This is a genomic window from Chromobacterium sp. HL1 (genome assembly GCF_057418835.1).
On record NZ_CP162399.1, the window covers coordinates 3,222,130 to 3,248,694 of the forward strand.

At 62.4% G+C, this 26,565-nt stretch carries 26 protein-coding genes; 12 read left to right on the top strand and 14 right to left on the bottom strand.

What is annotated here, in order from left to right:
- Positions 1-433 precede the first annotated feature (433 nt).
- The 3 genes from AB1Z25_RS14550 (at position 434) to AB1Z25_RS14560 (ending at position 3,191) form a co-directional block, all read left to right on the top strand.
- On the top strand, positions 434-1,063 hold the full coding sequence (locus tag AB1Z25_RS14550; RefSeq protein ID WP_486635542.1) for a hypothetical protein: 630 nt from the start codon (positions 434-436) through the stop codon (positions 1,061-1,063).
- A 967-nt stretch (positions 1,064-2,030) separates the two neighbouring features.
- Positions 2,031-2,570, top strand: coding sequence for a hypothetical protein (locus AB1Z25_RS14555; RefSeq protein ID WP_486635543.1), 540 nt, complete (start codon positions 2,031-2,033; stop codon positions 2,568-2,570).
- An 81-nt stretch (positions 2,571-2,651) separates the two neighbouring features.
- A complete protein-coding gene (locus AB1Z25_RS14560) occupies positions 2,652-3,191 on the top strand; it encodes a hypothetical protein (RefSeq protein ID WP_486635544.1) in 540 nt (179 codons plus the stop codon).
- A 214-nt stretch (positions 3,192-3,405) separates the two neighbouring features.
- Here AB1Z25_RS14560 and AB1Z25_RS14565 read toward each other — a convergent pair whose 3' ends face one another.
- The 3 genes from AB1Z25_RS14565 to AB1Z25_RS14575 all read right to left on the bottom strand — a co-directional run bounded on the left by AB1Z25_RS14565 (position 3,406) and on the right by AB1Z25_RS14575 (position 5,503).
- Positions 3,406-3,714: a helix-turn-helix domain-containing protein gene (locus AB1Z25_RS14565; protein ID WP_486635545.1), complete on the bottom strand. Its 309-nt coding sequence runs from the start codon at positions 3,712-3,714 to the stop codon at positions 3,406-3,408.
- Entirely contained in the window at positions 3,704-4,018 is a 315-nt protein-coding gene (locus AB1Z25_RS14570) for a type II toxin-antitoxin system RelE/ParE family toxin (RefSeq protein WP_486635546.1), read from the bottom strand. The genes AB1Z25_RS14565 and AB1Z25_RS14570 overlap by 11 nt, the downstream gene beginning before the upstream one ends.
- Before the next feature lie 111 nt (positions 4,019-4,129).
- Complete coding sequence (locus tag AB1Z25_RS14575; RefSeq protein ID WP_486635547.1) at positions 4,130-5,503, bottom strand: aminotransferase-like domain-containing protein; 1,374 nt, start codon at positions 5,501-5,503, stop codon at positions 4,130-4,132.
- 193 nt (positions 5,504-5,696) lie between these two features.
- On the opposite strand from AB1Z25_RS14575, the gene AB1Z25_RS14580 reads away from it, so the two are divergent.
- The 3 genes from AB1Z25_RS14580 to AB1Z25_RS14590 all read left to right on the top strand — a co-directional run bounded on the left by AB1Z25_RS14580 (position 5,697) and on the right by AB1Z25_RS14590 (position 9,892).
- Positions 5,697-6,878, top strand: a complete 1,182-nt coding sequence (locus AB1Z25_RS14580; RefSeq protein ID WP_486635548.1) for an MFS transporter — start codon at positions 5,697-5,699, stop codon at positions 6,876-6,878.
- Positions 6,879-7,475: 597 nt separating this feature from the next.
- Positions 7,476-8,027: a hypothetical protein gene (locus AB1Z25_RS14585; protein ID WP_486635549.1), complete on the top strand. Its 552-nt coding sequence runs from the start codon at positions 7,476-7,478 to the stop codon at positions 8,025-8,027.
- Between the two features lie 236 nt (positions 8,028-8,263).
- The gene (locus AB1Z25_RS14590; RefSeq protein ID WP_486635550.1) at positions 8,264-9,892 is read left to right on the top strand and encodes a methyl-accepting chemotaxis protein; all 1,629 of its coding nucleotides are present in this window, start codon (positions 8,264-8,266) and stop codon (positions 9,890-9,892) included.
- A 55-nt stretch (positions 9,893-9,947) separates the two neighbouring features.
- Here the strand turns inward: AB1Z25_RS14590 and gloA are convergent, their stop codons facing one another.
- Positions 9,948-10,343 (bottom strand): lactoylglutathione lyase, encoded by a 396-nt coding sequence (gene gloA / locus AB1Z25_RS14595; RefSeq protein WP_486635551.1) that lies wholly within the window; start codon positions 10,341-10,343, stop codon positions 9,948-9,950.
- Positions 10,344-10,591: 248 nt separating this feature from the next.
- On the opposite strand from gloA, the gene AB1Z25_RS14600 reads away from it, so the two are divergent.
- Positions 10,592-11,434: a LysR family transcriptional regulator gene (locus tag AB1Z25_RS14600; RefSeq protein WP_235087561.1), complete on the top strand. Its 843-nt coding sequence runs from the start codon at positions 10,592-10,594 to the stop codon at positions 11,432-11,434.
- Between the two features lie 24 nt (positions 11,435-11,458).
- Here AB1Z25_RS14600 and AB1Z25_RS14605 read toward each other — a convergent pair whose 3' ends face one another.
- Together AB1Z25_RS14605 and AB1Z25_RS14610 are read right to left on the bottom strand one after the other, a co-directional pair.
- Positions 11,459-11,857, bottom strand: coding sequence for a hypothetical protein (locus AB1Z25_RS14605; RefSeq protein ID WP_486635552.1), 399 nt, complete (start codon positions 11,855-11,857; stop codon positions 11,459-11,461).
- A gap of 15 nt (positions 11,858-11,872) precedes the next feature.
- On the bottom strand, positions 11,873-13,252 hold the full coding sequence (locus tag AB1Z25_RS14610; protein WP_486635553.1) for an MFS transporter: 1,380 nt from the start codon (positions 13,250-13,252) through the stop codon (positions 11,873-11,875).
- A gap of 109 nt (positions 13,253-13,361) precedes the next feature.
- Here AB1Z25_RS14610 and AB1Z25_RS14615 point away from each other — a divergent pair, with 109 nt between their 5' ends.
- Together AB1Z25_RS14615 and AB1Z25_RS14620 are read left to right on the top strand one after the other, a co-directional pair.
- A complete protein-coding gene (locus AB1Z25_RS14615; RefSeq protein ID WP_486635554.1) occupies positions 13,362-14,264 on the top strand; it encodes a LysR family transcriptional regulator in 903 nt (300 codons plus the stop codon).
- Positions 14,265-14,395: 131 nt separating this feature from the next.
- Positions 14,396-14,641 (top strand): hypothetical protein, encoded by a 246-nt coding sequence (locus AB1Z25_RS14620; RefSeq protein ID WP_253314997.1) that lies wholly within the window; start codon positions 14,396-14,398, stop codon positions 14,639-14,641.
- A gap of 385 nt (positions 14,642-15,026) precedes the next feature.
- On the opposite strand, the gene frdD is transcribed toward AB1Z25_RS14620, so the two are convergent.
- From frdD to AB1Z25_RS14645, 5 genes are read right to left on the bottom strand one after another with little or no spacing between them, the layout of a single operon-like run.
- Positions 15,027-15,392 carry a fumarate reductase subunit FrdD gene (frdD, locus tag AB1Z25_RS14625; protein ID WP_227104194.1) on the bottom strand — a complete coding sequence of 122 codons (366 nt, stop codon included), beginning with the start codon at positions 15,390-15,392 and terminating at the stop codon, positions 15,027-15,029.
- The gene (locus AB1Z25_RS14630) at positions 15,389-15,787 is read right to left on the bottom strand and encodes a fumarate reductase subunit C (RefSeq protein ID WP_486635555.1); all 399 of its coding nucleotides are present in this window, start codon (positions 15,785-15,787) and stop codon (positions 15,389-15,391) included. Before AB1Z25_RS14630 ends, frdD begins: the two co-directional genes overlap by 4 nt.
- Positions 15,784-16,530 carry a succinate dehydrogenase/fumarate reductase iron-sulfur subunit gene (locus AB1Z25_RS14635; protein ID WP_107799874.1) on the bottom strand — a complete coding sequence of 249 codons (747 nt, stop codon included), beginning with the start codon at positions 16,528-16,530 and terminating at the stop codon, positions 15,784-15,786. Before AB1Z25_RS14635 ends, AB1Z25_RS14630 begins: the two co-directional genes overlap by 4 nt.
- Positions 16,527-18,311 (bottom strand): fumarate reductase (quinol) flavoprotein subunit, encoded by a 1,785-nt coding sequence (gene frdA, locus AB1Z25_RS14640; protein WP_227104196.1) that lies wholly within the window; start codon positions 18,309-18,311, stop codon positions 16,527-16,529. The genes AB1Z25_RS14635 and frdA overlap by 4 nt, the downstream gene beginning before the upstream one ends.
- A gap of 13 nt (positions 18,312-18,324) precedes the next feature.
- Entirely contained in the window at positions 18,325-19,650 is a 1,326-nt protein-coding gene (locus AB1Z25_RS14645; protein WP_107799876.1) for an anaerobic C4-dicarboxylate transporter, read from the bottom strand.
- Between the two features lie 295 nt (positions 19,651-19,945).
- Between AB1Z25_RS14645 and AB1Z25_RS14650 the strand changes: the two genes are divergently transcribed.
- Positions 19,946-21,409, top strand: a complete 1,464-nt coding sequence (locus AB1Z25_RS14650) for a hypothetical protein (RefSeq protein ID WP_486635556.1) — start codon at positions 19,946-19,948, stop codon at positions 21,407-21,409.
- Positions 21,410-21,632: 223 nt separating this feature from the next.
- Here the strand turns inward: AB1Z25_RS14650 and AB1Z25_RS14655 are convergent, their stop codons facing one another.
- From AB1Z25_RS14655 to AB1Z25_RS14665, 3 genes are all read right to left on the bottom strand, one after another.
- Positions 21,633-22,958 (bottom strand): methyl-accepting chemotaxis protein, encoded by a 1,326-nt coding sequence (locus AB1Z25_RS14655; protein ID WP_486635557.1) that lies wholly within the window; start codon positions 22,956-22,958, stop codon positions 21,633-21,635.
- 185 nt (positions 22,959-23,143) lie between these two features.
- The gene (locus AB1Z25_RS14660; RefSeq protein WP_486635558.1) at positions 23,144-23,695 is read right to left on the bottom strand and encodes a GNAT family N-acetyltransferase; all 552 of its coding nucleotides are present in this window, start codon (positions 23,693-23,695) and stop codon (positions 23,144-23,146) included.
- Positions 23,696-23,883: 188 nt separating this feature from the next.
- Entirely contained in the window at positions 23,884-24,183 is a 300-nt protein-coding gene (locus AB1Z25_RS14665; RefSeq protein ID WP_107799880.1) for a hypothetical protein, read from the bottom strand.
- 441 nt (positions 24,184-24,624) lie between these two features.
- On the opposite strand from AB1Z25_RS14665, the gene AB1Z25_RS14670 reads away from it, so the two are divergent.
- Both AB1Z25_RS14670 and AB1Z25_RS14675 read left to right on the top strand, forming a co-directional pair.
- Positions 24,625-25,359, top strand: a complete 735-nt coding sequence (locus tag AB1Z25_RS14670; protein ID WP_107799881.1) for a hypothetical protein — start codon at positions 24,625-24,627, stop codon at positions 25,357-25,359.
- 15 nt (positions 25,360-25,374) lie between these two features.
- Positions 25,375-26,553: an MFS transporter gene (locus tag AB1Z25_RS14675; protein ID WP_227104198.1), complete on the top strand. Its 1,179-nt coding sequence runs from the start codon at positions 25,375-25,377 to the stop codon at positions 26,551-26,553.
- Positions 26,554-26,565 lie beyond the last annotated feature (12 nt).

A 26,565-nucleotide genomic window follows, 5' to 3' on the forward strand; every position in this document is an offset into this window, starting at 1 on the left:
AAATATGTTCGCTGAAAACAGGCCGTCGCGTTGGGTCAGAGGATGTCTTAGCAATTGAGATTGGATTGCCACACCGCCCGGTAGAAAAATGGCTGACAATGCTCATTTTTGTGTTCTCCAATAAAGCAGCCGTTTGGGGTGATCGTAACGATCTAGATGTCGGCTTTGTTGTATCTGCACTAAACTGGTGCAATCAGCCAATAACGGTCATTCGCGGCAGGTCTGAATGCGTAGGATGTGGATCATATAATGGTTTTCCCCCACAGTCCCTTTCCCGGACTTTTCAGTTACCACTTCACATCACCATTTTTACGCTGACATACTCCACCTGACTGCTCATATTCACCAACATTAAGGTCACCGGATCGAATGGCGATTGAACCCTCATGAGAAACGATGAAGAATGTTCCCGTAAAAACATAAACACCATCTTATGACACAAGTCCACCCACTACCAAATGTTGTAGATGTATGTGAAAAACTGGTGATCCGCGCCAGGGAGAATTTTGGCTCCACATATCGTATTATTTACGGACATGGTTTGTTTGTGAAAGCTGTACGACATGGTCGTTCTATTTTGACACTTGCAAAAGAAGAAGATGAGCAGGACATCGGGGGAATATGTTTCCTGGCACGTTGCATAATGGAAGCGTACAAAGCTGCATCTTACTTTTTAGAGACAGGGCTATCCGACAATGAAGCCGACATGCGATTGCAACTTTTTTCATTAAATCACTCTACAGATCTTTGCAAGATACATGAACACCTTGGAATATCTAAGTCAGACTCTTTACACCACATGACGCGTGAGTGGTCACTAAAAAAACTAGAACATAACCCTATATTTATGTCTCTAGATGAGAAACATAAGAACAATCTTCGCCGAGGAAAATCACCATATCAACACAATAGATACGCTGGTAAAAACCTTTTACCAAGTGACATTGAAACACTCTCTTCTCTCATAGCGCGCATTCTTTCTCACTTAGTTTGCCTGAAACTGGAAGCGGCTCCGCTAGCGCAAGCGGTGCAGCCAACTCTTTTTTCCTGGCTGCGGATGTAGCCAGCATTCACTTAGCAGCCTTCGGCCTTCTGTATTGGCGAGTGCGCCACCGGGCTATTAAGTATCTATCGCCAGGGGAAAGAGCTATCTTAAAGGAATCATCCTCACCTTCTCATTTAATCGACCGTCTGGGAAAAATTCGTGCAGGATATTCAGAATGGTGACACCACAAGATCCAATTTACTCTTTTCCATCGCCGACTAGTGGCCAACCAATCCAAACCGTGCAGATAGTAACCCCATCTAAAAAGCAGGAATATCTCAAGTTTTTATTTGGATAAAATACCCCACTCTAGACCTTTGCATCGCATGCATATACACATGCAAATCAACTTTTCATTTCTGACCACATAGCTAGCTGAAAACCCGTACCCAGCGTATACAACTGGGCGTAGCTTTTTATCAGGCAGCCATCCAAGTTGCAACAAAACCCACCCGATGAGTGGGCTTTCTCAAAATGGGGTAAGAAGACTTTGTCAGCCTAGTCATCAACTGACTCTAAGAACTTCATGTTTTCTGGCTCCAACACCCACCCCTTTTTATTTCCGCATACCACCTCCGTGTACGCATCGGCTTTGCCGAATGAGGTCTTACCTACTCGGCAGGATGTACCTGCTTGAATCGTGAAGGCCGGCCTGTCGCGGGCATCGTTCACAGCAGCGTAAGCGAAGGTGTCACGGCTTGCGATTGCCTCCGTCATTGGATCGGAGCAGCCGAACAAAGCGCTAACAAGGGAAATTAGAAGAACTGGCTTGATCATTTTTTGGTATCCGCCGCTTCACCAGAGAAGCGGTATTCTGCCCAACCACACACAATGATGTCATCATGACGCAGATCGACTAGGCAGTGCACCCTGCCCGCTTCCAGCAATTTACAGGTTTGACCACTTGAGACCATACGCAGAGCAACACCGGCTTCAAACTGTCATACAGCAAAGATTTTGGCGATTTTCTTTAAAGGTCCAAAACATGCGTGCCAACTCCTTCTGCTCGCTCCTTAGCGGCATAGCTCTTTGTACCGTTACCCTGACTGCTACGGCTTCTTCACGCTACCAAGGCATTGTCACCGCAAGAAATGCTGGGACAGGAAAAGTCTGCTTCTCAGTAGATAGCTATAGGTCGGCAAACAAGTCCGTTGCCATCCCTGCCAAGGGGCTGGTTTTGACTTCCATCACGGTTTACACGACAACGGCGGATGGCGCTCAAGCGATTTGGCAAGTAGATGCCGCCTCGCGTAACGAAGCGGAGCTTTACAAGGTCAAGTCGGCTGAATGTTTGGCTTATGGCGAAACGATTCCAGGGAAATACACGGTGGAGCAAGCCCCCAAACCTTTCCCGAGCTCAAGCCCATTGGAGGTCGTGACTACCTACTGGCATCCAAGCGGAGCCGCGAACGGTTTGACGCTAGGTGGTACGTTTTGCTCAACGGCAAATGGCGTCATCACGGCTTCCGAAGATGGAAGCTGCCCCAGCCAAAGTGCTTCCAAGAAAAAAACCAAGTCGTTTTAAACTGGTAACCTTCACTCGTCATGGGACAAAGCAGCAAGAGCAGCTGTTACGGGACCCAGCCGTTACCTTAAAGGTCAAAGAATGTACGCAAACGCCCTACTTTCACTCCTTGGCGGCATGATTATTGGTGCGGCCGCCCTCGACGCCTGCGCTTCATCTCTTTACCAAGGCACTATCACTACCCGGAATACGGGGGCAGGAAAAGTCTGCTTCTCAGTAGACAACTACAGATCGGCAAACAAGTCCATTGCCATCCCTGCCAAGGGGCTGGTTTTGACTTCCATCACGGTTTACTCGGAAACGGCCAACGGTGCGCAAGCCATCTGGAAAATTAATGCAGCGTCCCGAAACGAAGTAGAACTCTACAAAGTCAAGTCTGGTGAATGTTTGATTTACGGAGAAGTCATTGCTGGCAAATACACAGTGAGCCAAGCTCCGAAGCCACTACCGGCCTCAACTCCGTTAGAGGTTGTAGCAACGTTTTGGTACCCTGCAGAATTCAATAATATTTTGTCCATGGGAGGAAAGTTTTGCTCAATGGCAAATGGAATCATCGAGGCCTCCGAAGACGGTAACTGCCCTAGTCAAAGCGCCCCTAAGGAAAAAGCCAAATCCCTGTAAGAGCCTGTTCAAAGTCTCGCGAGCAAGAGCGAGACAAGGCGAAAACGAGCGAAAAAGCGGAATGTACAGGTGGTACATGAGCATTTTGAGCTCGTTTTCAACGCCGTATCGCCGAAGCGCAGCAGACTTTGAACAGGTTCTAAGCCTTTTGACCACAACACCATAAACAAAACAGCCTCTCAAACGAGAGGCTGTTTCCTATTCAAACACCAGCTTAGATGGACTTCAGCTCCCGCAGCACTTTCGGATGCTGCACCGCTACCCGCAGCAAAGTCTGCGCCGCGCCGGTGGGCATGCGCCGGCCTTGCTCCCATTCCTGCAGCGTGCGTTTGCTGACATCCAGCAATGCCGCGAACTCCGTCTGGGACATGCCCATCTGCGAACGCGCTTGTGCCGCCAGCGTGGGCGTGACCAGGGTGCGCCGGGCGGCCTGGTCCGCCTTCATCTGGCGCACGGATTCCAGCAACTCCGCCCCCAGATCGCGCTGGGCGTCCCGAGCGGCCAGTTCTTTGTCAGTCGGCATCAATAGTCTCCTTGATCGCTCTGAGAATGTGGGCCGGGATATCCTCCCTCACATTCTTGCCATAGATGGTAAGCAGCCAAATCGTGCCATCATCCAATAGGTTGTAATGGATCACTCGCACCCCGCCACGCTTCCCCTGCCCCTCCGAAGACCAACGTACCTTGCGGCAACCACCGGAGCCGGGGATCACCGCTCCGGTGGTGGGATTGTTGACTAACCAGACAAAGAAGGCGCTACGCTCTTCTTCGCTCCAGTAATCAGCAACATACCTAGTAAAAATGGAGGTTTCCGCTAGGGTGTACATAGCTCAATAGTACGTCAATGACGTACTATCCACAAGAAAGAACAGACCAAGGTAAACACAAGCCACCGCATGAATCCATCGATCAAGCTCCCCACAACCTGATCCGCCCCCTCACCCTCCCTTAAACGCCTCAAAAAACCCCAGCGCCCGCGCATCGCCGGCATAAGCGACATTGATCCGCAGCCAGTCGTTGTCCTCGCCGCCGGGCATGAAGCCGCTGCCCGGCGACAGCAGCACGCCGCGCTTGGCGGCTTCCGCCTGCATGTCCTCGAAGCTGTGGCGGCCGGTGCGCGCCCAGACGAACATGCCGCCCTGCGGCTCGGCGAGCACTTGCCAGCCGTTGGCCTCCAGCGTTTGCAGCGTGGCGGCCATTTGCCGGTTCAGCCGCAGCCGCAGCCTTTGCGTCAGCTTGCGGTAAGCGCCGCTGGACAAGAGCTGGGCCACCACGCATTCCGCAAAGCGCTGGGTGCCGATGCCGGTGTACATCTTGATATTGGCCAGTTGGCGGACCAGCTCCGGCTGGGCCAGCACATAGCCGACGCGCAGCGAGCAGCTGAGGGTTTTGGAGAAGCTGGACACGTAGATCACCCGCCGCAGCGAATCCAGCGCCGCCAGGCGCACGCCGGGGTGGTTCTGGAAATCCGCGTAGATATCGTCTTCCACGATCAGAAAGTCGTGGGCCTCGGCCAGTTGCAGCAGGCGGTGCGCCACCGCCGGCGTCAAGCAGGTGCCGGTGGGGTTGTGGAACAGGCTGTTGATGAACAGACATTTGGGCCGATGCCGGGCGAGGATGGCTTCCAGCGCCGCCAGGTCCGGCCCGTTGCCGGCGCGCGGCACCGCCAGCATTTCTATGCCGTGGAATTTCAGCAGGTTGAACAGATTGTAGTAGCCGGGGCTTTCCACCAGCACGGTGTCGCCGGGCTTGAGCAGTGCGCGCGCCAGCAGGTCCAGCGCGTGGCTGCCGCCGTTGGTGGTGAGGATTTGTTCCTGTTCCACATGGATGTCGATCTGGCGCAGCCGCTGCTGCAGTTGCCGGCGCAAGGCCGGCAGGCCCAGCGGGGTGCTGTAATCGAACAGGTCCGCCGGCTGGCAGCGGGTGATGTGGCGGATGGCGTAGCCCAGTTCTTCCTGGTCGCGCCAGCTGTCCGGCACCCAGCCGCAGCCCAGTTTCAACTGTTCGCCGCTGTCGCTGAACTGGCCCCAGGCCGGTTCCATGGTTTCCCGCCATTCGCTTTCTTCGCGGCCCGGCGGCGCGGCCACGAAGAAGCCGGCGCCATGGCGCGATTCCAGCAGGCCCAGCGCCACCAGCCGGTCGTAGGCGTCGATCACGCAGGACTGGCTGAGCTGCTGCTCCTTGGCCAGTTGGCGGATGGAGGGCAGCCGGGTGCCGGGGCGGACGCGGCTGCGCCGTATCCAGGCGCGCAATTGATCGGCGATTTGCTGCGCCAGCGGCTGCCGGCTGGCGCGGTCGAGTTCTAGCCGCATGGCGGGCTCACTGTTTGCTGATAATGAGCAAACAGTTAAGCGCAAATGGCCGCCGCTGTCACTTGTTGCCGTCATGGGTGGGCCGGATAGTGGCGTGTCGCGCCCTTTTCATCGCCAGGCCATAGCTTATGACTGTTCCACTGTTCGTCCATACTGTTTGTTCCGCCGTGTCTCTTTTATTCCCGGAGGCGGCATGAACACGCGCCACCCTGCCCGGCTGGCCTTCGGCCTGTGCCTGATCACTTGCGCGGTGAATCTGCAAGCGCCGTTGTACACCGCTTACGCGCAGTTGGCCGGCCAGGGCGCGGCGGCCACCGCCACCGCGTTTTCCGCCTATGTGCTGGGGGTGTTGCCGGTGCTGTTGGCGCTGGGCGGCCTGCCGGACCGGCTGGGACGCAAGCCCTTGATCCTGGCGGCGCTGGCGCTGGCGATGCTGGCCACCGCCGTCATGGCGCTGTGGCCGCGGCTGGAGGCCTTGGCCGTGGCGCGCTTTCTGCTGGGCTGCGGCACCGCGCTGGCTTCCGCCGCCGGCGTCGCTTATATGGGGGAATTGATGGCGGAGCCGGACGGCCGCCGCGCCACGCTGTGGGTGACGGCCAGCACCTCGCTGGGCTTTGGCCTGGGCGCGGCGCTGACCAGCGTGTGCCTGTTGTGGCAGAGCACGCTGACGCCGGCCAGCTTTTGGCTGCATCTGGTGCTGGCCGGCGCGGCGCTGCTGGCGGTGGCCGGCTTGCCGGACCCGGCCCCGCGCGGCCGCCATACGGCGATGCTGCGCCCGCCCTATTTCCCCGCCGGCAGCCTGCCCTTCGGCTGCGCCATCCTGCTAGCCTGGGCGGCGGTGGGGCTGGTGATCGCGCTATTGCCCTCGGTGCTGGCCGCGCACGGGCTGGCGCGCTGGTCCGGTTTCTCTACTTTCACCGTGATCAGTTGCGGCCTGCTGTTCCAGCCGCTGGCCCGCGCGATGCCGCCCAGCCGCGCCGCCCGCCTGGGCATGCTGGTGCTGCCGCCCAGTTACGCGCTGCTGGCCTGGGGCGCGACTCAGGGTTCGCTGGCGGCGGTGTTGCTCGGCGCGCTGGGCGCGAGCAGCTCCTGCTACGGCTTCACTTATCTGGGCGGTTTGTCCGCGGTGAACGCGCTGGCCGGCGCGGAGAAGCCGCGCGCCAGCGCTGGCTTCTTTCTATTGGCTTATATCGGCTTCAGCCTGCCGGTGATCTTCACCGGCCTGCTGGTGGACCGCCTGGGCGCGCCCGCCGCTCTGCTGTTGTTCGGCCTGGCGCTGGCCGCCGGCGCGGCCCTGGTTGCCCGGGCGATTGGGCGGAGCGCGGCGGCAAACGCCATGCTTCCCGCCATGGCGGCGGCCGGCCGGCGCGATTAGCCGCGGGTGGCAAGGCCTAAGAACGGGTTCAAAGTCCCGCGCTTTCAGCATGCTATTGACCGCAAAGACATTGGCGATAGCATGCGAAGAATATCCAAAGGGTTTGGCAATGTAGGCAAGGCATTGCAAATAGCGTCAGCCCACGAATAACGGCTGAAATAAACACTCCCCTGCCACAGGCATTTGCATACCTTTGCGTATCGGTTGGCATTAGGCGCTTTTGCTTTATCAATAACTGGCACTGATGCTCTTATTGCTGCGGATCTTGTAGCCACCACCTTCTTCACCCCTGAAAGAATGGGCAAAATCAACAATATAATCTTCAGACAACAACTCTTTTGAAAGCACCCTCATTTACCCACTTGCAAGATGGTGCTAGCATGCGTTGTGGCACAGGGGACACCAATGACTTTAATTCCCTCAAGAAGGGCCGGCCTTCCTTCTGACGAAATCTGGCCCTCCGCCCAAAAGCAGCCCAATCATCAAAACTTAATAAACACTCAGGAATTGAACAATGAAATCCACTCAAACAAATCAAACATCCTGTAGTCCCCTCTTTCAGGAGGACTTCTTTTAAACCGCACAATAAAAACCATCATGCCAACCATAGAAAATACATTAAAAAAATCTCCTTTGCTTTATTTTTTCATATTTGTCAGTATAGCGCCCATTCTGCTTATCGGAATCGCATCTCAGCTAATGGGGGATTCGTCCCTAGCGCCAATCTTCAATTTCTTGTCTCTCAAGCATTTAACGGGTTCTGGCGGCATGCAGTCTGAGACGCTGAAAAACACGGCTGCCGTGACTTTCTCGTACATTCGTCTCAGTATCCCAATTTATTTTATCGCAATTATTTTTCTATTTCGCCGGAATTTTGCTTTCAGCAACTTGGATTTAAGCCATTTCAGTTGGAAACGAGTGACTCTTTCGCTATTCGCCATCGGCGGAATGCTTGCCTTCATGGTGTACATTACTTATTTTGACGGTTCCAACCTTGAGTCTGGCAGGCATATCATTCGAGCAGCCACCACCAACCCGATACTTTATTCAATCTTGGCGTCATGTCATGTAATGATGTTCTATTTCATTGCGCATTTGACTTTCATTAGTCTTATTTTTCAGCCTATTTACTTGATAAAAAACCGCTAATTTCTCAACGGCGGGGGTAGTTCAAAAACCTCCGCCAACACCATTCATATGGCATGCCGTCGCCGCCCACTCGCCCACTACAGCCTCCCCCATTCTTCCCCAGCAAAAAATTGATAAACGCGATAAGCATGATTTGATCTAGCCCAATCCGGCAACTATGTTTCATCAAGAGACCGCGGCTCTGGCAGGGCGCGTCGCGGCACTATAGGCACAATATCTGTCCGGGGGAGCGCTCCATGCTGCACCAGTTGACCGTCAAGCAAAAACTATTGGCCGGCTTTGGCCTGCTGATCATTCTGATCGCCATCATCGTGGCGGTGGCGATGATGAAGTTGAACACCATAGACGCCAAGATCCGCGATGTGACCGAGGACCGCTATCCCAAGATCGTGCTGTCCAACAAGATCAGCGTCACCACGCTGGACATAGGCCGCTCCATCCGCAACGCCATCATTGTGCAAACGCCGGAGGAGACCGAGGCCAATCTCAAGAAGGTGGAGGAGTTGCGCGCCGCCAACGCCGTCAATATGGATCAGATGGAAAAGCTGCTGTCCACGCCCAAGGGGAAGGAGCTGTTCGACAAGCTCAAGACGGCCAGCGCCAATCTGGGCGGTCAGTTCGAGCCCTTGTACGCCTTGGCGCGCGCCAATAAGAACGAGGAAGCCAAAACCTTTCTGATGAAGACTTTTGCGCCGGCCAACAATGCGTTTTTAAAGGCTCTGAAAGAGATGTCTGACTTTCAGGAAGACTTGATGCAAAAGTCTATCGAGGGCAGCAAGGCCGCGCAGAGCGAGGCGGTGACAGTGTTGATCACCGTGGCGGTGATCGCCCTGATCGCCGCGGTGGCGATTGCGATGTTCATCGCCAATCTGGTGACGGTGCCGCTGCAGAAGTCCGCGCAGCTGGTGCGCAATATCAAGCAGGGCGATTTGTCCGGCCACGATGAGCCGATTCCGGATGCGCGCGACGAGGCCATCGCCATGGCCAAGGATATTCAGGAGATGCGCCAGGGCCTGCGCGAGGTGGTGGCCAGCATCCAGAAAAACGCCAACGAGGTGTCGGACTCCGCCCATGAGCTGGCCAGCATGTCCGAACAGGTGGCCCACGGCGCTCAGCGCCAGTCCGAGGCCACCTCGGAAGCCGCCGCCACCATTGAGGAGCTGACGGTCAGCATCAACCACGTGGCGGACAATTCCAACGAGGCGTCCCGCCAGGCGGCGATGGCCGGCGATCTGGCCAGCCGCGGCGGCCATGCGGTGAAGGCATCGGTGGGCAATATCGAATCGGTGTCGTCTTCGGTGGCGGCCACTTCGGACCAGATGAAGGGCCTGACTCAGGAAGTGCAGAAGATAGGCAATATCGTCACGGTGATCCGCGACGTGGCGGACCAGACCAATCTGCTGGCCTTGAACGCGGCGATTGAGGCGGCCCGCGCCGGCGAGATGGGCCGCGGCTTCGCCGTGGTGGCGGACGAGGTGCGCAAGCTGGCGGAACGCACCGCCAGTTCCGCTCAGGAAATCACTCAGATGATCGGTTCCATCCAGGGCAGCGCCAACCGGGTGGTGGGCAGCATGGAGCAGAGCCTGACCAGCGTGGGCACGGTGTCCGACGGCGCCGGCCAGGCCACCGACTCCATGCAGGAGATAGAGGGCAGCACCCACTCCATCGTGCACTCCATCGGCAACATCACCAGCGCGCTGAGCGAGCAGCGCACCGCCAGCCTGAACCTGGCGCAGAGCATGGAGCGGGTGTCTCAGATGGCGGAGGAAAACAGCGCCACGGTGGAAGAACTGGCCACCACCTCCAGCCAGCTCAATGCGCTGGCGCAGAACCTGCAGGGCGTGACCGCACGCTTCCGTCTCTAAAAACGGGGTTCAAACCAGGCGGGTCCGGCAAGCGCGGGCCCGCCCTTCCCCGCGCTCAGTCGTACTGGGTGCCCTTCTGGATCAATTCCACCTTGTAGCCGTCCGGGTCCTGCAAAAAGGCGATCACGGTGCGGCCGTGCTTCATCGGCCCCGCTTCGCGCGCCACGGTGTAGCCCAGAGCACGCGCCTGCTCGCAGACGGCGGCGGCGTCGTCCACTTCTATCGCCACATGGCCATAGCCGTTGCCCAACTGGTAATCGCCCTGATCCCAGTTATGGGTGAGCTCGATGGCGGCGGCCTCGGATTCGTCTCGATAGCCGACAAAGGCCAGGGTGAAGCGGCCGTCCGGGAAGTCGTTGCGGCGCAGCAGGCGCATGCCCAGCGCCCGGGTGTAGAAGGCCAGCGCGGCGTCCAGATCGGCCACGCGCAACATGGTGTGCAGAATTCTCATGCGCTTTTTCCTGATGGTTGAGATGAAGAGCCTGTTCAATGTCTCGCGAGCCAGAACGAGACAAGGCGAAAGCTAGCGAAAAAGCGGAATGTACCGGTGGTGCATGAGCATTCCAAAGCGGGTTTCAACGCCGTATCGCTGAGGCGCAGCAGACTTTGAACAGCTTCTTAGATCGCGGTCATCTTAGCCGCGCTCATCACCCACAAAAAGCGACTTATAATGTACGGATCAATCACAAAAAGCGAAATATGAAACTCTCGCAACTGAATTTCTTCTGCGCGGTGGTGGAGCAAGGCAGCATCGCCGCCGCCGCCGAGCAATTGCACCGGGTGCCGTCCAATCTCACCGCCCGCTTGCAGGAATTGGAGGCGGAACTGGGCGTCAAGCTGTTCAGCCGCGAAAACCGTCGCCTGCTGACCACGCCGGAAGGCCATCTGCTCTACCGCCACGCCCGCGGCCTGCTGCAACAGGCCGAGGAGGTGCGCGGTCTGTTCGACGGCGCGCCCGCGCGCGGCTTGCTGAGAGTGGGCGCGCTGGACGGCGCTCTGGCCACCCATCTGCCCGCCCGCATCGCCCGCTACCGCCGCCAGCACGCCGAGGTGGAGCTGCATCTGCGCGCCGGCCATTCGCTGGAACTGGAGCGCCAGCTGCAGGATGGTGAGCTGGATCTGATTCTCAGCGACGGACCGGTGGAGCATCCGCTGCTGACCAGCCGGCTGGCTTTCCGGGAGAAGCTGACGCTGATCGCGCCGCCGGACACCGCCGCGGCGACGGCGGAGGCCTTGGCCGGGCTGGAGCTGTACACCTTCGGCGCGGCCTGCCATTACCGCCGGCTGGTGGATCAATGGCTGCAAGCCTCCGGCGTGCGGCCGCGCGCGGTGCTGGAGATCGAATCCTATCCGGCCATCTTCGCCTGCGTCGCCGCCGGCGCGGGCTTTTCCTGCGTGCCGGAGAGCCTGTGCCGGCCGCAAGACGGCTACCGCGGCTTCGCTCTGCCGGATTTGGCGATCAGCGACATCCACTTCATCTGGCGCAAGCAGCAGGACTCCGCATTGGTTGACGGTTTCGTTCAGTCCATCGCCGCGGACTGAAGGCCGGCGCCGCGCAGCGCGAACTCACTCAAGGCAGAAGGTTTCCTGCAAATGCCGCCAGCGCGGCGCGCCGGCCGCGTCGCGCTCAAACACCACGGTGGCCAGCCGCAGGCTGCTCGGCCGGCCGCCCAGGTATTGCGCTTCGCGATAAGCCACCGTCGCGCCGCCGGCGTGTTCATCCAGCAAGGCCAGTTGATCCACGGCGATCTCCAAACCCGGCTTGCCGCCGCCGGTCCGGGCGAACAGCTGCCGCAGCCCGTCCAGATCCAGCTGCGCGCCGCTGGGCGCCACCATGGTGAAGCGCGGCGAGAAGCGCGCCATCAGGGCCTCCCGCGCGGCGGCGTCCGCCGGGCCGGCGAACCATTGCCGGATGGCGATATGCGCGGAGATCACTTCGTCGAAATAGGGATTGGGCTTGGTCATCGGACTTTCTCTCTGTTAGTGGCTGGGCCGCAGCAGGGCCAGCACCGTCGGGGTGTGGATGCGCAGCACGAAAACCGCCGGCGCCAAGGTCAGGCCGGCGGCGATGAAGAAACAGGCTTGGTAGACCTGGGCGGTGGCCGCCGGCGCGCCGCTGTAATGAGTCAGCGCGTTCAGCAGCAGGCTGATCACAGCCACGCCCAGGCCGAAACTGAACTGGCGGTTGATGTTCCACAGCGCGCTGGCCTGCCGCAGTTCCGGTTCCGCGACATCCAGAAAAGCCGCGCTCTGCGCCGCGCTGCTGCACAGGCTGCCGCCGAAGCCCATCAGGGCGTAAGCGGCGATCAGCGGCCCCGGCGCGCTGGCGCCCAGGGCCAGCACAACGATGCCGGCGCTCTGGAACAGCATGCCCAGCAGCAGCAGGGGCTTGGGGCCGCCATGGTTGAAGCGGCCGCGGGTCAGGCTGATCGCCAGCGCGGAGGCCAGCGCCCAGGGCAGCATCAGGCCGCCGGCGGCGGCGGCGCTCAGCTTGAGCACCTCTTGCAGATAGAGCATGGCCGCCAGGCTGACGCCCATGAACACGCCGGGGACGAACAGATACACCAACATGGCGGTACGCAGCAGGCGCCCGCGCAACAGCGTCAGCTTCAGCGCCGGCTCGGCCTTGCCTGCGGCCGCCCGCGCGTAGCCGGCCAGCGCGGCGGCGGCCAATAACAGCGCGGCGAGTCCCCACGCCAGATGGCCGCTTTCGCCCAGCCAGGTCAAGCCCAACAGCAACGAGGCCATGCCGACGGCCAGCAAGGCCAGGCCGGACAGGTCCAGCGCGCCGCGCCGCGCCGGGGTCCGGTCTTCCGGCAGCCAGCGCGCCGCCAGCCATAGCGTCAGCAGGGCCAGCGGCACGCTGGCCAGCAAGACCCAACGCCAGGACAAGACGTCCACGATCACCCCGCCCAGCGTCGGCGACAGCGCCGGCACGATCAGCGCCACGCCCATGATCAGGGCGGTGAGCCGGGCGCGGAGCGCCGGCGGATAATGCCGGTATACCATGGCCTGGCCCACCGGGATCAGCAGGCCGCCGCCCAGGCCCTGCAGCGCGCGCCAGCCTATCAGGGCTTCGATGGACGGGGCCGCGCCCGCCAGCGCGGCCCCGGCGAGAAACAGCGCCAGCGATCCCAGCAGCACCCGCCGCTCGCCGTAAGCGCCGGCCAGCCACGCGCTGAGCGGGATCACCAAGGTCAGGCCCAGCATATAGGCGTTGCCCACCCAGGCCAGCTGCGCCAGCGACGCACCCAGGCCGCGGCCGATGTCCGGATAGGCGACGCTGGCGATGAACATATTAATCAGGTCCAGCGCAAAGCCGAGCAGGTACACCAGGGTCAGTTTCGAACGAAGCGACATCGGCGCTCTCCACGGTAAAGCGGCCGAGTATAGACAGGGGGCGGCGCTGGAAATAGCGGCCGCCGCCGGCTAAACTGTCAAAATATTTTTGACAATAACAGGCGGTGCCGTGGTCAGTCTGGATCGTTTTGAAACCTTCAAGGCCGTGGCGGACGCCGGCTCCTTCACCGCCGCCGCCGCCGCGCTGGGGCAGACCCGCGCGGTGGTCAGCTTCAACATCAAGCGCCTGGAACAGGAAATCGGCGTCGCGCTCTTGATCCGCAATACCCGCAGCCTGGCGCTGACGGACGCCGGCGCGCGTTTTTACCAACGCTGCGCCGACATGCTGGAGCAGGCGCGGCGGGCGATAGACGACGCCCGCGCCGAACACGGCGAGCTCAGCGGCGCGCTGCGCGTCACCGCCACGCTGGAATACGGCCTGGCCAGGATAGCGCCGGCGATCGAGCGCTTCGCCCTGCGCCACCCGGCGCTGCAACTGCAGTTGTCCACCTCCTCGCTGCACGCCGATCTGATCGCCGAACGCTTCGACGTCGCCATTCGCCTGGGCCGCCTGCCGGAAACCGATCTGCACGCGGTGCCGCTGGCCCAGTTCGATATTTTCCCGGTGGCGGCGCCGGCCCTGCTGGCGCAACGGCCGGACGGAGACGTCCGCGACCTGGCCGCGCTGAGCCGGCTGCCCTGGCTGGGACACAGCCGGCTCAAGCATGCCCAGCCCTGGCTGGTGGACACGCCGGACGGCGGCCAAGAAGCCTGGCGCCAGCATGGCCAGCCGCGGCTGAGTTCGGACAGCGCGTCCATTCTGCGCGCCTACGCGCTGGCCGGCCTAGGCGTGGCCCTGCTGCCGGACTGGCTGGTCAAGGCCGATCTGCAAGCCGGCCGGCTTTGCCGGCTGCTGCCCGATCACGGCTTCCCGCAGCAAGGCATCCACGCGCTCTACCCGCGCACCCGCCATGTGCCGGCCAAGGTGCGGGCCTTCATCGATTTTTTGCGCGAGCGCGAGACGGCGGACTAGCGGGCCGCCCGCGATTGTCCCGGTCATTGCCAGCGGCGCGGGCGCCGCGTCCACGCAGGCCTGCGCTGAACGGTGGGCAAAGCCGCGGCCTTGATGCAAAATGTGCGCTTCACCCCCAATAAGCGACTCAAATGTCCTATCTCCGCGCCGCCTCGCTCCTGCCCGCCCTCTTGCTCTTGTCCGAATGCTGTCTGGCTGATATGGGCAGCATGGGCGCCTTCATGGTCAATCTGGCGCTGTTTGGCATCGTAGGCTGGCTGGCGCTGACTTGCTTGGTGTTCTGGAAGCTGCGCCGGCACACGGCCGGAGCCCAGTTCGGCTTCACTCTATTGTTTCTGCTGCTTCCCCTTTTGTGGGTGGTGAGCATGGGGCGCTGATCCGCCGCCCATATCCAAAGTTTCATTAGGAAATGAGCGCCTAGAAACAGCTCACGCCCCTTCCGTTTGGACCAATTTCCAGACACCTCGAATCCGCTTCGCGGATGATGATTTAGGGCCGGTTCCGCCCGGCAAACGGAAAGGGAGATTTGCGCGGCCAAATCTCCCTTTACCCTAAAGGCCGCCCTGCAAGCCTGGCCTACGGCTTCCCGCCGGGTCCCGTCAGGCCCGAGGCGCGGCTGAACTCGCAGCGCGCTAACGTCGCGCTGCTCGAACAAGCAGCCGCTTAAGACCTCGGGCCTGCCACCCGACGGCAGGCTTGAAGGGAGTTTGGGTGCCTCGAATACGCGGTTTCCTGCGTATCAAATAGATCGTGAACAGCTTATTAGAACCCCACCGCCAGCAACAGCCCCGCCGCCGCCAGCGTGCCCAGCGCCGCCACTCCATAGGTGCAGGCCTTGGCCAGCGGCCCGCCGCGAACGCCGACATCGTGCAGGCTGTGGTAGATGCGGTGCGCCGCGTGCCACAGCAGCAGGGCGATCAAGCCGAACAGCAGCGCCTTGCCGATCAGGCTTTGCGCCAGCGCCTGCAGCGTGGCGTAATCGGCGGCGCCGTCCGGCAGCCAGCCCAGCGGCGCGGCGATGCCGGTGATGAACACCAGCATGGGGCCGAACAAGGCGGCCAGCATGCCGCCCGCGCCGAACAAGCCCCAGAAAATGGGCGCGTGAGAGCGTTTCAGTTCCGGTTTCATGCCGTCATTCCCCATACCAGCATCAAGAGCGCGGCGCTGCACACCGCGGCGGCGGCCAGGCCGCCGGCGGTGATGGCCAGCGCGGACACCCGCCGCCCGGCCAGCGTCAGCGGCGGCAATGTGCGCGGCATGATCTTGAACCAGGTGTAGCTGTGGTAGCCGATCATGGCCAGCGCCGCCGCGTGCAGCAGCAAGGCCGGCGCGCTTTGCAAGGCGGCGATGAAGCCGTTCCAGGCCGCCTCGCCCTGGCTCAGCCGCCACAGCCCGCACAGCAGGGTCAGCGCGTAGCCGGCGACGAAGAGCGCCGTGCCTTCGTGCACCATGTACTCGATGAAGTAAGGGTTCTTGCGCCACCAGCCCTCCATTGGCCGGACATACGGTTTGCGCTTGCTCATTTGCACGTCCCCTTGGGCCGGGCGAAGCGCAGGAAGTAATCCCTGGCCACCGCCGTCTTGTTGAGGTTGACCGCATTGGCCGGGTCCACCATTTTGGGGCAGACCTCGGAGCAGTAGCCCACCGCGGTGCAGTTGAACACGCCTTCCTGCGCGGCCAGCAGCTCCATCCGCTCTTCGGCCGCGCTGTCGCGCGTGTCCATATTGTAGCGGTGCAGCAGCGCGATGGCGCCGGGCCCCAGGAACGTGTCGTCCAGGCCGTACTGCGGGCAGGCGGCGTAGCACAGCAGGCAGTTGATGCAGCTGCTGAACTGGGCGTACCAGTCCATCTGCGCCGGGGTTTGCAGGGTTTCGCCCTCGGACAAGGGCTTGTCTTCCTTGGGCACGATATAGGGCTGGATACTTTCCAGCTTGGCGATGAAGTCGTCCAGCACCACCACCAGATCGCGTTCTATCGGGAAGTGATTCAGCGCCTCGATGCGCACCACGCCGGGGTAATCGCGCAGGAAGGTCTTGCAGGCCAGCTTGGGCACGCCGTCCACCATCATGCCGCAGCTGCCGCAAATCGCCTGCCGACAGGACCAGCGGAAAGCCAGGCCGCCGTCCAGATAATCGCGGATGTATTGCAGCGCCTGCAGCACCGACATGTCGTCGCGGTACGGCACTTCAAAGCTTTGCAGCCACGGCTCGCTGTCCTGCTCCGGACGGTAGCGCATCACGGCTATGGTCTTGGTCTGTTCGCTCATGCCTTGCCCTCCTTGGCCGCGGCTTCCGCCGCCAGTCCGGCCGCGCCGTAGGCGCGCACCGCCGGCTGCGATTTGGTGATCTTCACTGCGCCGTAATCTATGCGCGGCGCGTCCGCGCCCTGGTAGACGGCGAGGCTGTGTTTGAGGAAGTTGGCGTCGTCGCGCTGCTCGCAGCCGTCCAGCCGCTGATGGGCGCCGCGCGATTCGCGGCGTTGCAGCGCGGAATGCGCCATCGCCTCGGCCACGTCCAGCTGGTAGCCCAGCTCGATGGCCAGCAGCCAGTCGCTGTTCCAGACGCTGGATTTGTCTTCCACATGCACATTGCGGAAGCGCTGCTTCAGTTCCGCCAGCTTGTCGCAAGTGGCGCGCATCGAGGCTTCCAAGCGGTAGATGCCGCAGCCGGCCTCCATGGTTTCCGCCATTTCGCGGCGCAGTTCGGCGATGCGTTCGCCGCCTTCGCGCGCGCGCAGCGCGTGCAAGCGCGCCTCGGCGGCCTCGGCCTGCTGTTGCAGCGCCTCGCGCCGCGCCGGACGGCGCGATCGCGCGCAGCGGGCGGCTTCTTCGCCGGCCACTTTGCCGAACACCGACAGTTCCGCCAGCGAGTTGGAGCCCAGGCGGTTGGCGCCGTGGATGCCGACGCTGGAGCATTCGCCGGCGGCGAACAGGCCGGGCATGGGCGCGGCGCAGCGGCCATCCACCAGGATGCCGCCCATGGTGTAGTGCACCGCCGGCCGCACCGGAATCGGCGCCTTGGCCGGGTCTATGCCCAGGAATTCCTCGGCCAGCTCGCAGATTTGCGGCAGCCGTTCGCGCAGCTTGGCGTGGCCCAGATGGCGCAGGTCCAGGTACACCGCGGAGCCCCATGGGCCTTCCACGGTGCGGCCCTGTTGCTGCTCGTACCAGAAGGCCTGGCTCAGCCGGTCGCGCGGACCCAGTTCCATGAATTTATTGCGCGGCTTGTCCTCGGCCGGCCCCAGGCCGTAATCCTGCAGATAGCGGTAGCCGTCCTTGTTGACCAGCAGGCCGCCTTCGCCGCGGCAGGCCTCGGTGAACAACAGGCCGGTGCCGGGCATGCAGGTGGGGTGATATTGGACGAATTCCATATCGCGCAGCGGCACGCCGTGACGGTAAGCCAGGGCCATGCCGTCGCCGGTGACGATGCCGCCGTTGGTGTTTTCGCGGAACACCCGGCCGGCGCCGCCGGTGGCCATCACCACCGCGCCGGCCTCGATCAGCAGGCTGTCGCCGCTGGCGATGTCTATCGCCAGCACGCCGCGCGCCTCGCCGTCTTCCACGATCAGATCCGCGCAGAAGTATTCGTCGAAACGGCGGATGGACGGGAAGCGGATCGAGGTCTGGAACAGGGTGTGCAGCATGTGGAAGCCGGTCTTGTCGGCGGCGAACCAGGTGCGTTCAATCTTCATGCCGCCAAAGGCGCGCACATTGACGCTGCCGTCCTCCTTGCGGCTCCACGGGCAGCCCCAGCGTTCCAGTTGCACCATTTCCTCCGGGCACTGGCTAACGAAGTATTCCACCACGTCCTGCTCGCACAGCCAATCGCCGCCGGACACGGTGTCGTTGAAATGGGCGTCGAAGCTGTCGTGCGCCTGCTTGACCCCGGCGGAGCCGCCCTCGGCCGCCACGGTGTGGCTGCGCATCGGGTAGACCTTGGACACCAGCGCGATGCGCAAGGCCGGGTCCGCCTGGGCGGCGGCGATGGCGGCGCGCAAGCCCGCGCCCCCCGCTCCCACGATCACGATATCTGCTTGGTAAGTTTCCACAAGCTTTCCTCACTTAGAAGTACAAATGCGTCAATCCGTACGCCGCCAGCGTGGACACCCCCACCCCTATCAGCCCCGGCATCATGAAGCTGTGGTTGAGCAGGTATTTGCCGATGCGGGTGGTGCCGCTGCGGTCCATATTGATGGCCGCCAGATCGCTGGGATAAAAGGCGAAGAAGAAATAGGCGTAGCAAGAGGGCATGATGGCCAGCAGCTGATGCGGGCTCAGGCCCAGCGCCAGACCGAAGGGCACCATGATGGTGAGCGTGGCGGCCTGGCTCTTGACGAAGGCGGACACGGCGAACATCGCCAGCGCGAAGGTCCACGGCGCGTAGGCCACCATGGCCTTGATATTGGCCACCAGCAGCGGCTCGTTGGCCTTGACGAAGGTGTCGCTCATCCAGGCGATGCCGAAGATGGACACCACGGCGATCATGCCGGCGGTGAACACCTCGGAACGGGCGATCACCGCGGCCTTGGCGTTGGAACGGAACAGGATGAAGGCGCCGAAGGCCAGCATCACGAACTGCACCACCGTGGTCATCGGCACCGGCTTGCCCTGGCTGACCGGCAGCCATTGCGGAAACAAGGCCAGCAGCACGATGACGAGGATGCCGGAGAAGAACAGCGCCACCGATTGCCGCGCCGCCGCCGGCAGGGTCTTGTCCAGGGTGGTGACGGATTTTTCCACCGAGGCGCGGAAGTCCGGGTCTTGCATCCGGGCCAGGAATTCCGGATCGCGGTCCAGTTCCACGCCGCGGCGCAGGCTCCAGCAGGCGGCGGCCAGCACGCCCAGCAGGCCGGACGGCGCGGTCACCATCAGGATTTGCCACAGGGTCAGCGGCTGGCCGCTGTGGGCGGTCATCGCCAGCAGCGAGGTCACCGCCGCCGCCGCCGGGCTGGCGGTGATGCCCATTTGCGAGGCCACGCTGGCCATGGCCATCGGCCGTTCCGGGCGGATGCGGGTTTTCAGAGAAACGTCGGCGATCACCGGCAGCAGCGAATACACCGCATGGCCGGTGCCCACGCACATGGTGAGCAGGAAGGTGGACAGCGGTGCCAGGAAGGTGATTTGCTGCGGATGGCGGCGCATCAGCCGCTCCGCCTGCTGCACCAGGAAGTCCAGGCCGCCGGCCACTTGCAGCGTGGCCGAGGCGGTGACCACCGCCAGAATGATCAGCATCACGGTGATGGGCGGCTCCGCCGGCGCCACGCGGAACACGAAGCACAGCACCGCCACGCCCAGCCCGCCTATCATGCCCAGGGCCACGCCGCCGCGGCGTATGCCCATCAGTATCGCCGTCAGCAGCAGCGCGAATTGTATCCAGAAAACCCACATGATCTTGTCCCTATTAGCCATTGTTTTTCGCTGTTATAGGGGATTAACAGCATCGGCTAATAGACCTTGATCAAGTCCGGATCACAACGATTTCAAAACAGACCATTGGCATTGAAAACCAACTATTTTCAAGCCCTCCAGCCTGCTCCACTGACCTTAATAACGGCTAACCATGATATTCCGTATGGCTATAACTGGGCAGCATGCGGCTTGCGCATGCCCAATTGACGCCAATACCAGGGCAGAGGCCCGCGGCCTTCCCGCCCAGTTGAAGACCCCGTTTGGAGATCTTGTGATGAAACGCCATGAATTGTCCCTGCTCGCCGGCCTGCTGCTGACAGGCTACGCCGCCGCGCAGCCGGTGCCGCTGCCCAATCCCGGCATCCCCGGCTACCAGTTCCCGGAACCGGAATCCACGCTGATGCAGTGGATCAATCAGCCCAGCGCCGCCCATGCCCGCAATATCCACCGCCACGGCTGGGGCATGTGGGCCGCGCTGACCATGCCCAGCGGCCAGACCGAATACGGGCTCGCCAACGCGCCGGTCTATCTGACCTGGCTGACGCCGAACGAGGTGGCCGCCCTGCCCGCGGACGCGGCCGCCAACGCGACGTCGGCCTTGGCGGCGGCTCCGCGCCAGATGCGGCTGCGCGTGCCGCGCCAGTTCATGCGCATTCCCGGCTTCATGGAAAAGCTGCAGGCGCGACTGGCGGCGCTGAGCCAAAGCCAGGACCAATCCGCCCGCGGCGTGCGCGACACCTCCTCGTTTGAAATGGTGGGCTACGATCCGAGCGCCGCCGCCTTCGCCAGCAAGAACCAGCTGTTTTCCAAGGCGGCGCTGAACAAGCTCTACCAGGCCGGCAACGCGTCGATTCCGGCCTTCCCAAGCACCGCCGTCACCATCAAGCCGGTATACAAGCTGGTCAACAAGGCCAATATGATTCCGGGCACCTCCTTGTATGTGATGCCGGCCTGGCCCGGCACGCCCAAGCCGACGCCGGCGATGCAAAGCGGCGGCTTTCCGGAGGAGGCCTGGCCCGGCTGCGTCTACATCGACGCCAAGAACCCGGGCCGCTCCGCGGCTCAGAGCGTGGATGCTTCCTGTAGCAGCCCCAGCGCCGCCAATACCTTCGGCCTGGGCGACTTCATCCGCATCCCGATCACCGCCGCCAACGCCGCCCTGTTTTCCAGCCTGGCGCAAAACCAGTTGAAACAGCCGGTGGAGCCCGGCGACACCCTGATCCTGATGGCGATGCACGTCACCTCGCGCGAGATGACGGAATGGACCTGGCAAACCTTCTTCTGGACGCCGGCCCCGGCCAAGCCGCCGCTGCCCAGCTCCGTCGCCGTGGCCCAGGCGCGTCCGGCGCAACTGCCCTGGCCGGCGGCGCATTACGCGATGTCCATCGGCTACCAGATGGTGGCGCCCAACCAGCCGGTGAACGGCGGCAAGAGCGTCGGCTCGCCGGTCACGGTGTACAACCCCTACTTGGAGGCCAGCTTCGGCAGCAGCGTCTTCCAGCCCCCGCCGCCGGTGAACGTGGGCATTTACAACCCCAAGACCAAGACCACCTTCAAGGGCACCCTGGGCATACAGAGCAATTGCATGACCTGCCACTCCGGCGCCTCGGTGAAGATGGACAGCACGGTCAAGCCGATAGGCTACGCCACCAATTTCTACATCCCGCGCAATGCGCCCATGTTCAAGGGCAATCTGCAAACCGACTTCCTGTGGTCCATCGCGGACGGCGCGGAATAAGCGGCATGGCCTGAAGACGAACGCCCATCCTCCGGACGGGGGATGGGCGCAGGATACGGCGCGCGGTTTCGAGCAGGTTTTTAGAAGCTGTTCAAAGTCTCGCGAGCTAAGACGAGGCAAGGCGAAAACAGCTGAGAAAGCGGAATGTACACGTAGTACATGAGCGCTTCGAAGCCGTTTTCAACGCCGCATCGACGACGCGCAGCAGGCATTGAATAGGTTCTTAAGGCGTTTTCTGCGCCTGCACCGCCGAAAAATGGCTGACCACCTCGCTCAGCTGGGCGGTGCTGCTGCGGATCTGGTCGATGGAGGTGCTGGCCACGCCGGCGTGCTCCTCGCCCATTCGCGCCTTGACCTGCATCTCATGGATGCTCTCGCTGGCGGACGAGGTGCCGTTGCGGATGTCGTCTATCATGCCGGCCACTTCCTTGGTGGAGGCGTTGGTGCGCTCGGCCAGCTTGCGCACCTCGTCCGCCACCACCGCGAAGCCGCGGCCCTGTTCGCCGGCCCGCGCCGCCTCGATCGCCGCGTTCAGCGCCAAGAGATTGGTCTGATCGGCGATCTCGTGAATGGTGTTGACGATGGAGGTGATGCGCAGGGTTTTGGAGTCCAGATCCTCGATGATCTTGACCGAGCGCTCGGCGCTGTCCGCGATCAGGCTCATCTCGCCTATGGTGTCCTTGATCACCGCCAGGCCGTCGGACGAGGCCGCGTCGGACGCGGCGGACAAGCGGTGTGCCTCCTTCACCAGATGCAGGTCGTGCTGCGCCGCTTCTTCTTCCTCGGTGATGTCCAGCGCGAACTTGATCACTTTGTAGACCTCGCCCTCGTCGTTGACGATGGGGTTGTAGCTGGCCTCCAGCCAGATGGGCCGGCCCTGCTTGTCGCGGCGCTCGAACTTGCCGGCGATGAAGGTGCCCTGGTTCAGCCGCTGCCACAGCTCGGCGTAGGCCGGGCTGTGCACATAATCGGGAGAACAGAAGATCCGGTGATGCTGGCCGATGATTTCCTGCTCGGTGTAGCCCACCGTGCTCAGGAAGTTGCCGTTGGCGCGCAGCACAATGCCGTCGATGGAGAATTCGATCACCGCCATGGAGCGGCTGACCGCCTTCATGGTGTTGCGGGCCTCCAGTTCGGTTTGCACCGACTTGGTCACGTCCAGCGCGAACTTGACCACCGCCGTCACCTGGCCGGCTTCGTCGCGCACCGGATTGTAACTGGCCTCCAGCCACACGATCTCGCCGTCCTTGGTCACTCGCTTGAAGCGGTCGCTGACGAAATGCCCCTGCTTCAGCCGGCTCCAGAAGGTGGCGTACTCGGCGCTGCTCACGTAATCGGCCGGACAAAACAGCCGGTGATGCTGGCCTATCACCTCGCTGGCGCGGTAGCCCATCACTTCTTCGAAATTGGCGTTGGCGGAACGCACCACGCCGTCCGGCGAAAACTCGATCACCGCCATCGAGCGGTCTATCGCCTGCAACACGCCCTGCTGTTTATGCAGCTCCGCCACCGTATCCCGCAATTTGCGTTTCAACGCCATATTGAACATGCAGCAACCTTTCCGCTCGAGTCATCGTCCTTGCCGTCAGCGCTCCTCTTCCACTCTTTATTTACAAAGCCGGCCATGCCAATGTCAAACCGTAAAAACACCTACCGCCCCCCGGTGGCCAAAATGCCGGGCCGCGCAAAAACAAGCCGCCTTGCGGCGGCGTGACCAGGGCGCTCGCGCGCCGCTCAAGCTTCAGCGTCCGGATCGGTGACCAGCCGCGAGAACATCTTGAAATTGCCCGGCTCGCCGCGCACCTGGCGATAGCCGCGCAGCAAACCCTCGTATTGAAAACCGCTGCCGCGCAGCAATTGCTCGGCGCGCCGGTTGCCGTCGCGCGCCACCGCCTGTACCCGGTACAAGCCGCAACCGACAAAGGCCCAGGCTGTGACCGCCTTGCAGGCGGCCAGCCCCAGCCCGCGCCCCCAATAGGCCGGCGCCAGGTCGAAATCGATCTCCGCCTTGCGATCCTCCGGCCAGACGGCGTCGAAACCAACCGAACCGGCCAGACTCCCCGATTCGTCGTCCACGATGGCCAGCCGCAACGGCGCGCCCGGCTCGTCGGAGCGATAGGCCTGCACCAGCGGCGCCAGATCCGCCGCCGATTGCAGCTCCCAGCGCAGATGCTGCGCCACCTCGGGCAGGCGCAGATAGTCGTACCAGTCCGGAATATCCAGCATTTCCATGGGACGCAGGCTGAAACCCTGCAGATCGATAGACGGCGGGGTTATCACATTCATCACGAGCACCAGAATGAGGCGGCCGGCCCCCGCGCTTGCAAGCGAGTGGACCCGGCCGCGCTTTATTGTGTACAGCGGGAGACCGCACTCCATTCTAGAAGATAGCTCGCCAATAGAAAGCCTATCTAGGCCCGCTCAAGGTCTTGCGAACAAGAGCGGGACAAGGCGCAAACGGCTGAAGAAGCGGATCAGGCGGTCAAGGCCGGGCTGCCGGCCGGCGCGGCGGGCGCAGGCTGGGGGGCCTGGGCCTGCGCGTTGGCGGCCTGGATTTGCGGACTATCGCCGGGGCTGAAGCTTTGCGTCACTTTGCCTGTCATCAGAATGCCCAGCACCACGATCACCGAATTGTCTATCGGCAAGGACGGCGAGCCTTTCTGGATCGAGGTGTAGGCCCAGACCAGCAGCACGCCCAGCGCCCACAGCAGGAAAGCCAGCCGCGTGGCGGAAAAGCTGCCGAAACCATCCTGCAAGAATTCAGAAACCTTCATCTTCCATCCTTTCCCGTTGAACCGGCGGGCAGGCCGCCTGCTATTTAGCGATATAGCGCCGCGGCCAAGGGCCGGCAAAACCGGAAAACACTTAGAACCCGTTCTAAAGCCTACTGCGCGTCAGCGATACGGCGTTGAAAACCCCTTCGAAACGCTCATATCCCCTTGTACATTCCGCGTTCTCAGCTGTCTTCGCCTTGCCTCGCTCTCCTGGCGTGAAAGCTAGTCTTTAGGCCGGCGCCTTCTCCGCCGGGCTTGGCCATAATACGGAAGGACAAGCGCTCCGCCGCCGCAGAAGCATTCCGTCGCCTGTTTCAAGACGGCCGCCGCGGCGGCCATCCGCCTTCATGCCCGCTCCATATCAACAAGCCGCCGCGCCCACGGGCCGAGCGGCGGTCCGGCTCGCTCTTTGATTGACCCTAACTTGGAAGGAGTCTCGCCATGAGCCTAGACCAAGCCGTATTGGACAGCCCGGTTGTCGAAGACATCGACGCTCAGATCGAAAAAGTGCTGGCCATGATGTCCGCCCGGGACCTGCAGCAGCTGCAAGCCAAGCTGCGACAGCTGTATCAATTGGAGTATTCCGAAACCGACGCGCATCCCTTCAATATCAAGACCATCATCAAGGGACGCGACATCCGCTTTGCGCGCGGGGTGTCCCCGGCTTCCCGCGCCTTCATGATTCTGCACAGCCTGGGGCATTATTTTTTCATCTGCGCGGCCAGGCGCAAGAACATCGAGCGTTATGACTATATTTACGACCTGCGCGGGGTGCAGACGGCGCTGCACTATTACGAAACCGCCGGCCAGGGCAGCGGCCTGGATCAGCCGCCGCCGATGACGGAGCAGAAACGCAAGGACCGGGTGTCCTTCGAGGTGGGCGCCAACCGCTTTGCCGCCGATCTGCTGGCCGACATCGGCTTCGGCCAGGCGGCGGCGCTGATTCAGCGCTATCAGGTGGGCGACATCAACTACATCCTCGACGTGTCGCGCGGCGGCAAGGCCGCCATCGTGCCCAGCGATCACGACTATCTGCGCCGCTACATCTGCGCCGGCTTGTCCATAGACCCCGACGACGCTTACGATGACGGCGTCTACGATCCGGACGCCTACCGCCGGGACGGCATAGATTGGCAACATATCGAGGATATCCGGCTTGAGATCCATTTCTTCTGATTCTTCCGGCCGCGCATGGGCGGCATAAGCCGCCGCCAGCTGGCCGCCCTGTTCTGCTGCATGTTCATCATCGGATCGGCCGAAGTGGCGGCCGGCCCGATGATGGCCATGATGGGCCGCCATTTCGGCGTGCCCTCCAGCGCCATCGCCTATCTGCCCGCCGCTTACGGCCTGTGCTACGGCGTGTTCGCGCTGCTGGCCGGCCCGCTGTCCGACCGCTTTGGCCGCAGGCCGCCCTTGCAACTGGGCCTGCTCGGCTTCGCCCTGTGCTGCGCGCTGCTGCCCTCCGCCCCCGGCCTGAACGCGGCCGTCGCGCTGTCCGCGCTGAGCGGGCTGTGCGCGGCGGTGATCCAGCCCAATGCGCTGGCGCTGGTGGCGGACCTGGCCCCGCGCGCCCAGCTGGGCCAAAGACTGGGCCAGGTCTTCATCGGGCTGATGCTGGCCTTCGTGCTGACGCCGGCGCTGGCCGGACGGCTGGCGGACACCGCCGGCTGGCAGGCCAGTTATTACGCGCTGGCGGCGGCCGGCCTGTTGGCCTGGGCCGCGGTGCGGCGCTGGTTCCGCGCCGACGGCGGCCGCCTGACGGCGGGCGGCGGCTTCCTGGCCACCCTGGCCGGCGCCTGGCGCACGCCCGGCGCGCGGCGCCGGCTATGCGTCAGCTATCTGTGGCTGGGTTGGGTCGCCGGCTTCGGCGCGGTGGTGGCCGAGGTGGCCGCGCGCAAGCTGGCGCTCAGCTCCACCGGCGGCGGCCTGCTGGCCGGCGGCTTGGGCCTGGTGGTCATCGCGGGCAATCTCTGCGGTCCGCCGTTGCAAAGGCGGCTGGGCGAGGCCGCCCTGCCGGCCGCGGCGCTGGCGGCGGCGCTGGGCATCCTGGCCTTCCTGCTGCCCCTGAGCGCGCTGTGGCAACTGGCGCTGGCCGGCTGTCTGTGGGCCTTCGGCTACGGCTGCGCCGGGCCCTTGCACCACGCCCGCTTGAGCACCCTGTCCGAACGCTATCGCGGCACCCTCAATTCCTATCACGCCAGCTTGCTGAACCTGGGCATTTTTTCCGCCGCCCTGTTGCTGGGCCTGAGCAGCGAGCCAAGACCGGTGGCCTGGTTCTGCGCCGCGGCCGGGCTGTTGACCCTGGCCGGCGCGCTCTTGCTGCTGCCCTTCGGACCGGGCTTGCGGCCGGCGGACGCCAAACAGGCCTAAGAAGCTGTTCGA

Bases quoted from the DNA above. Each gene is read 5' to 3' on its own strand.
- AB1Z25_RS14550 (WP_486635542.1), top strand. From the start codon at position 434: ATGACACAAGTCCACCCACTACCAAATGTTGTAGATGTATGTGAAAAA.
- AB1Z25_RS14555 (WP_486635543.1), top strand. From the start codon at position 2,031: ATGCGTGCCAACTCCTTCTGCTCGCTCCTTAGCGGCATAGCTCTTTGT.
- AB1Z25_RS14560 (WP_486635544.1), top strand. From the start codon at position 2,652: ATGTACGCAAACGCCCTACTTTCACTCCTTGGCGGCATGATTATTGGT.
- AB1Z25_RS14565 (WP_486635545.1), bottom strand. From the start codon at position 3,714: ATGCCGACTGACAAAGAACTGGCCGCTCGGGACGCCCAGCGCGATCTG.
- AB1Z25_RS14570 (WP_486635546.1), bottom strand. From the start codon at position 4,018: ATGTACACCCTAGCGGAAACCTCCATTTTTACTAGGTATGTTGCTGAT.
- AB1Z25_RS14575 (WP_486635547.1), bottom strand. From the start codon at position 5,503: ATGCGGCTAGAACTCGACCGCGCCAGCCGGCAGCCGCTGGCGCAGCAA.
- AB1Z25_RS14580 (WP_486635548.1), top strand. From the start codon at position 5,697: ATGAACACGCGCCACCCTGCCCGGCTGGCCTTCGGCCTGTGCCTGATC.
- AB1Z25_RS14585 (WP_486635549.1), top strand. From the start codon at position 7,476: ATGCCAACCATAGAAAATACATTAAAAAAATCTCCTTTGCTTTATTTT.
- AB1Z25_RS14590 (WP_486635550.1), top strand. From the start codon at position 8,264: ATGCTGCACCAGTTGACCGTCAAGCAAAAACTATTGGCCGGCTTTGGC.
- gloA (WP_486635551.1), bottom strand. From the start codon at position 10,343: ATGAGAATTCTGCACACCATGTTGCGCGTGGCCGATCTGGACGCCGCG.
- AB1Z25_RS14600 (WP_235087561.1), top strand. From the start codon at position 10,592: ATGAAACTCTCGCAACTGAATTTCTTCTGCGCGGTGGTGGAGCAAGGC.
- AB1Z25_RS14605 (WP_486635552.1), bottom strand. From the start codon at position 11,857: ATGACCAAGCCCAATCCCTATTTCGACGAAGTGATCTCCGCGCATATC.
- AB1Z25_RS14610 (WP_486635553.1), bottom strand. From the start codon at position 13,252: ATGTCGCTTCGTTCGAAACTGACCCTGGTGTACCTGCTCGGCTTTGCG.
- AB1Z25_RS14620 (WP_253314997.1), top strand. From the start codon at position 14,396: ATGTCCTATCTCCGCGCCGCCTCGCTCCTGCCCGCCCTCTTGCTCTTG.
- frdD (WP_227104194.1), bottom strand. From the start codon at position 15,392: ATGAAACCGGAACTGAAACGCTCTCACGCGCCCATTTTCTGGGGCTTG.
- AB1Z25_RS14630 (WP_486635555.1), bottom strand. From the start codon at position 15,787: ATGAGCAAGCGCAAACCGTATGTCCGGCCAATGGAGGGCTGGTGGCGC.
- AB1Z25_RS14635 (WP_107799874.1), bottom strand. From the start codon at position 16,530: ATGAGCGAACAGACCAAGACCATAGCCGTGATGCGCTACCGTCCGGAG.
- AB1Z25_RS14645 (WP_107799876.1), bottom strand. From the start codon at position 19,650: ATGTGGGTTTTCTGGATACAATTCGCGCTGCTGCTGACGGCGATACTG.
- AB1Z25_RS14650 (WP_486635556.1), top strand. From the start codon at position 19,946: ATGAAACGCCATGAATTGTCCCTGCTCGCCGGCCTGCTGCTGACAGGC.
- AB1Z25_RS14655 (WP_486635557.1), bottom strand. From the start codon at position 22,958: ATGTTCAATATGGCGTTGAAACGCAAATTGCGGGATACGGTGGCGGAG.
- AB1Z25_RS14660 (WP_486635558.1), bottom strand. From the start codon at position 23,695: ATGAATGTGATAACCCCGCCGTCTATCGATCTGCAGGGTTTCAGCCTG.
- AB1Z25_RS14665 (WP_107799880.1), bottom strand. From the start codon at position 24,183: ATGAAGGTTTCTGAATTCTTGCAGGATGGTTTCGGCAGCTTTTCCGCC.
- AB1Z25_RS14670 (WP_107799881.1), top strand. From the start codon at position 24,625: ATGAGCCTAGACCAAGCCGTATTGGACAGCCCGGTTGTCGAAGACATC.
- AB1Z25_RS14675 (WP_227104198.1), top strand. From the start codon at position 25,375: ATGGGCGGCATAAGCCGCCGCCAGCTGGCCGCCCTGTTCTGCTGCATG.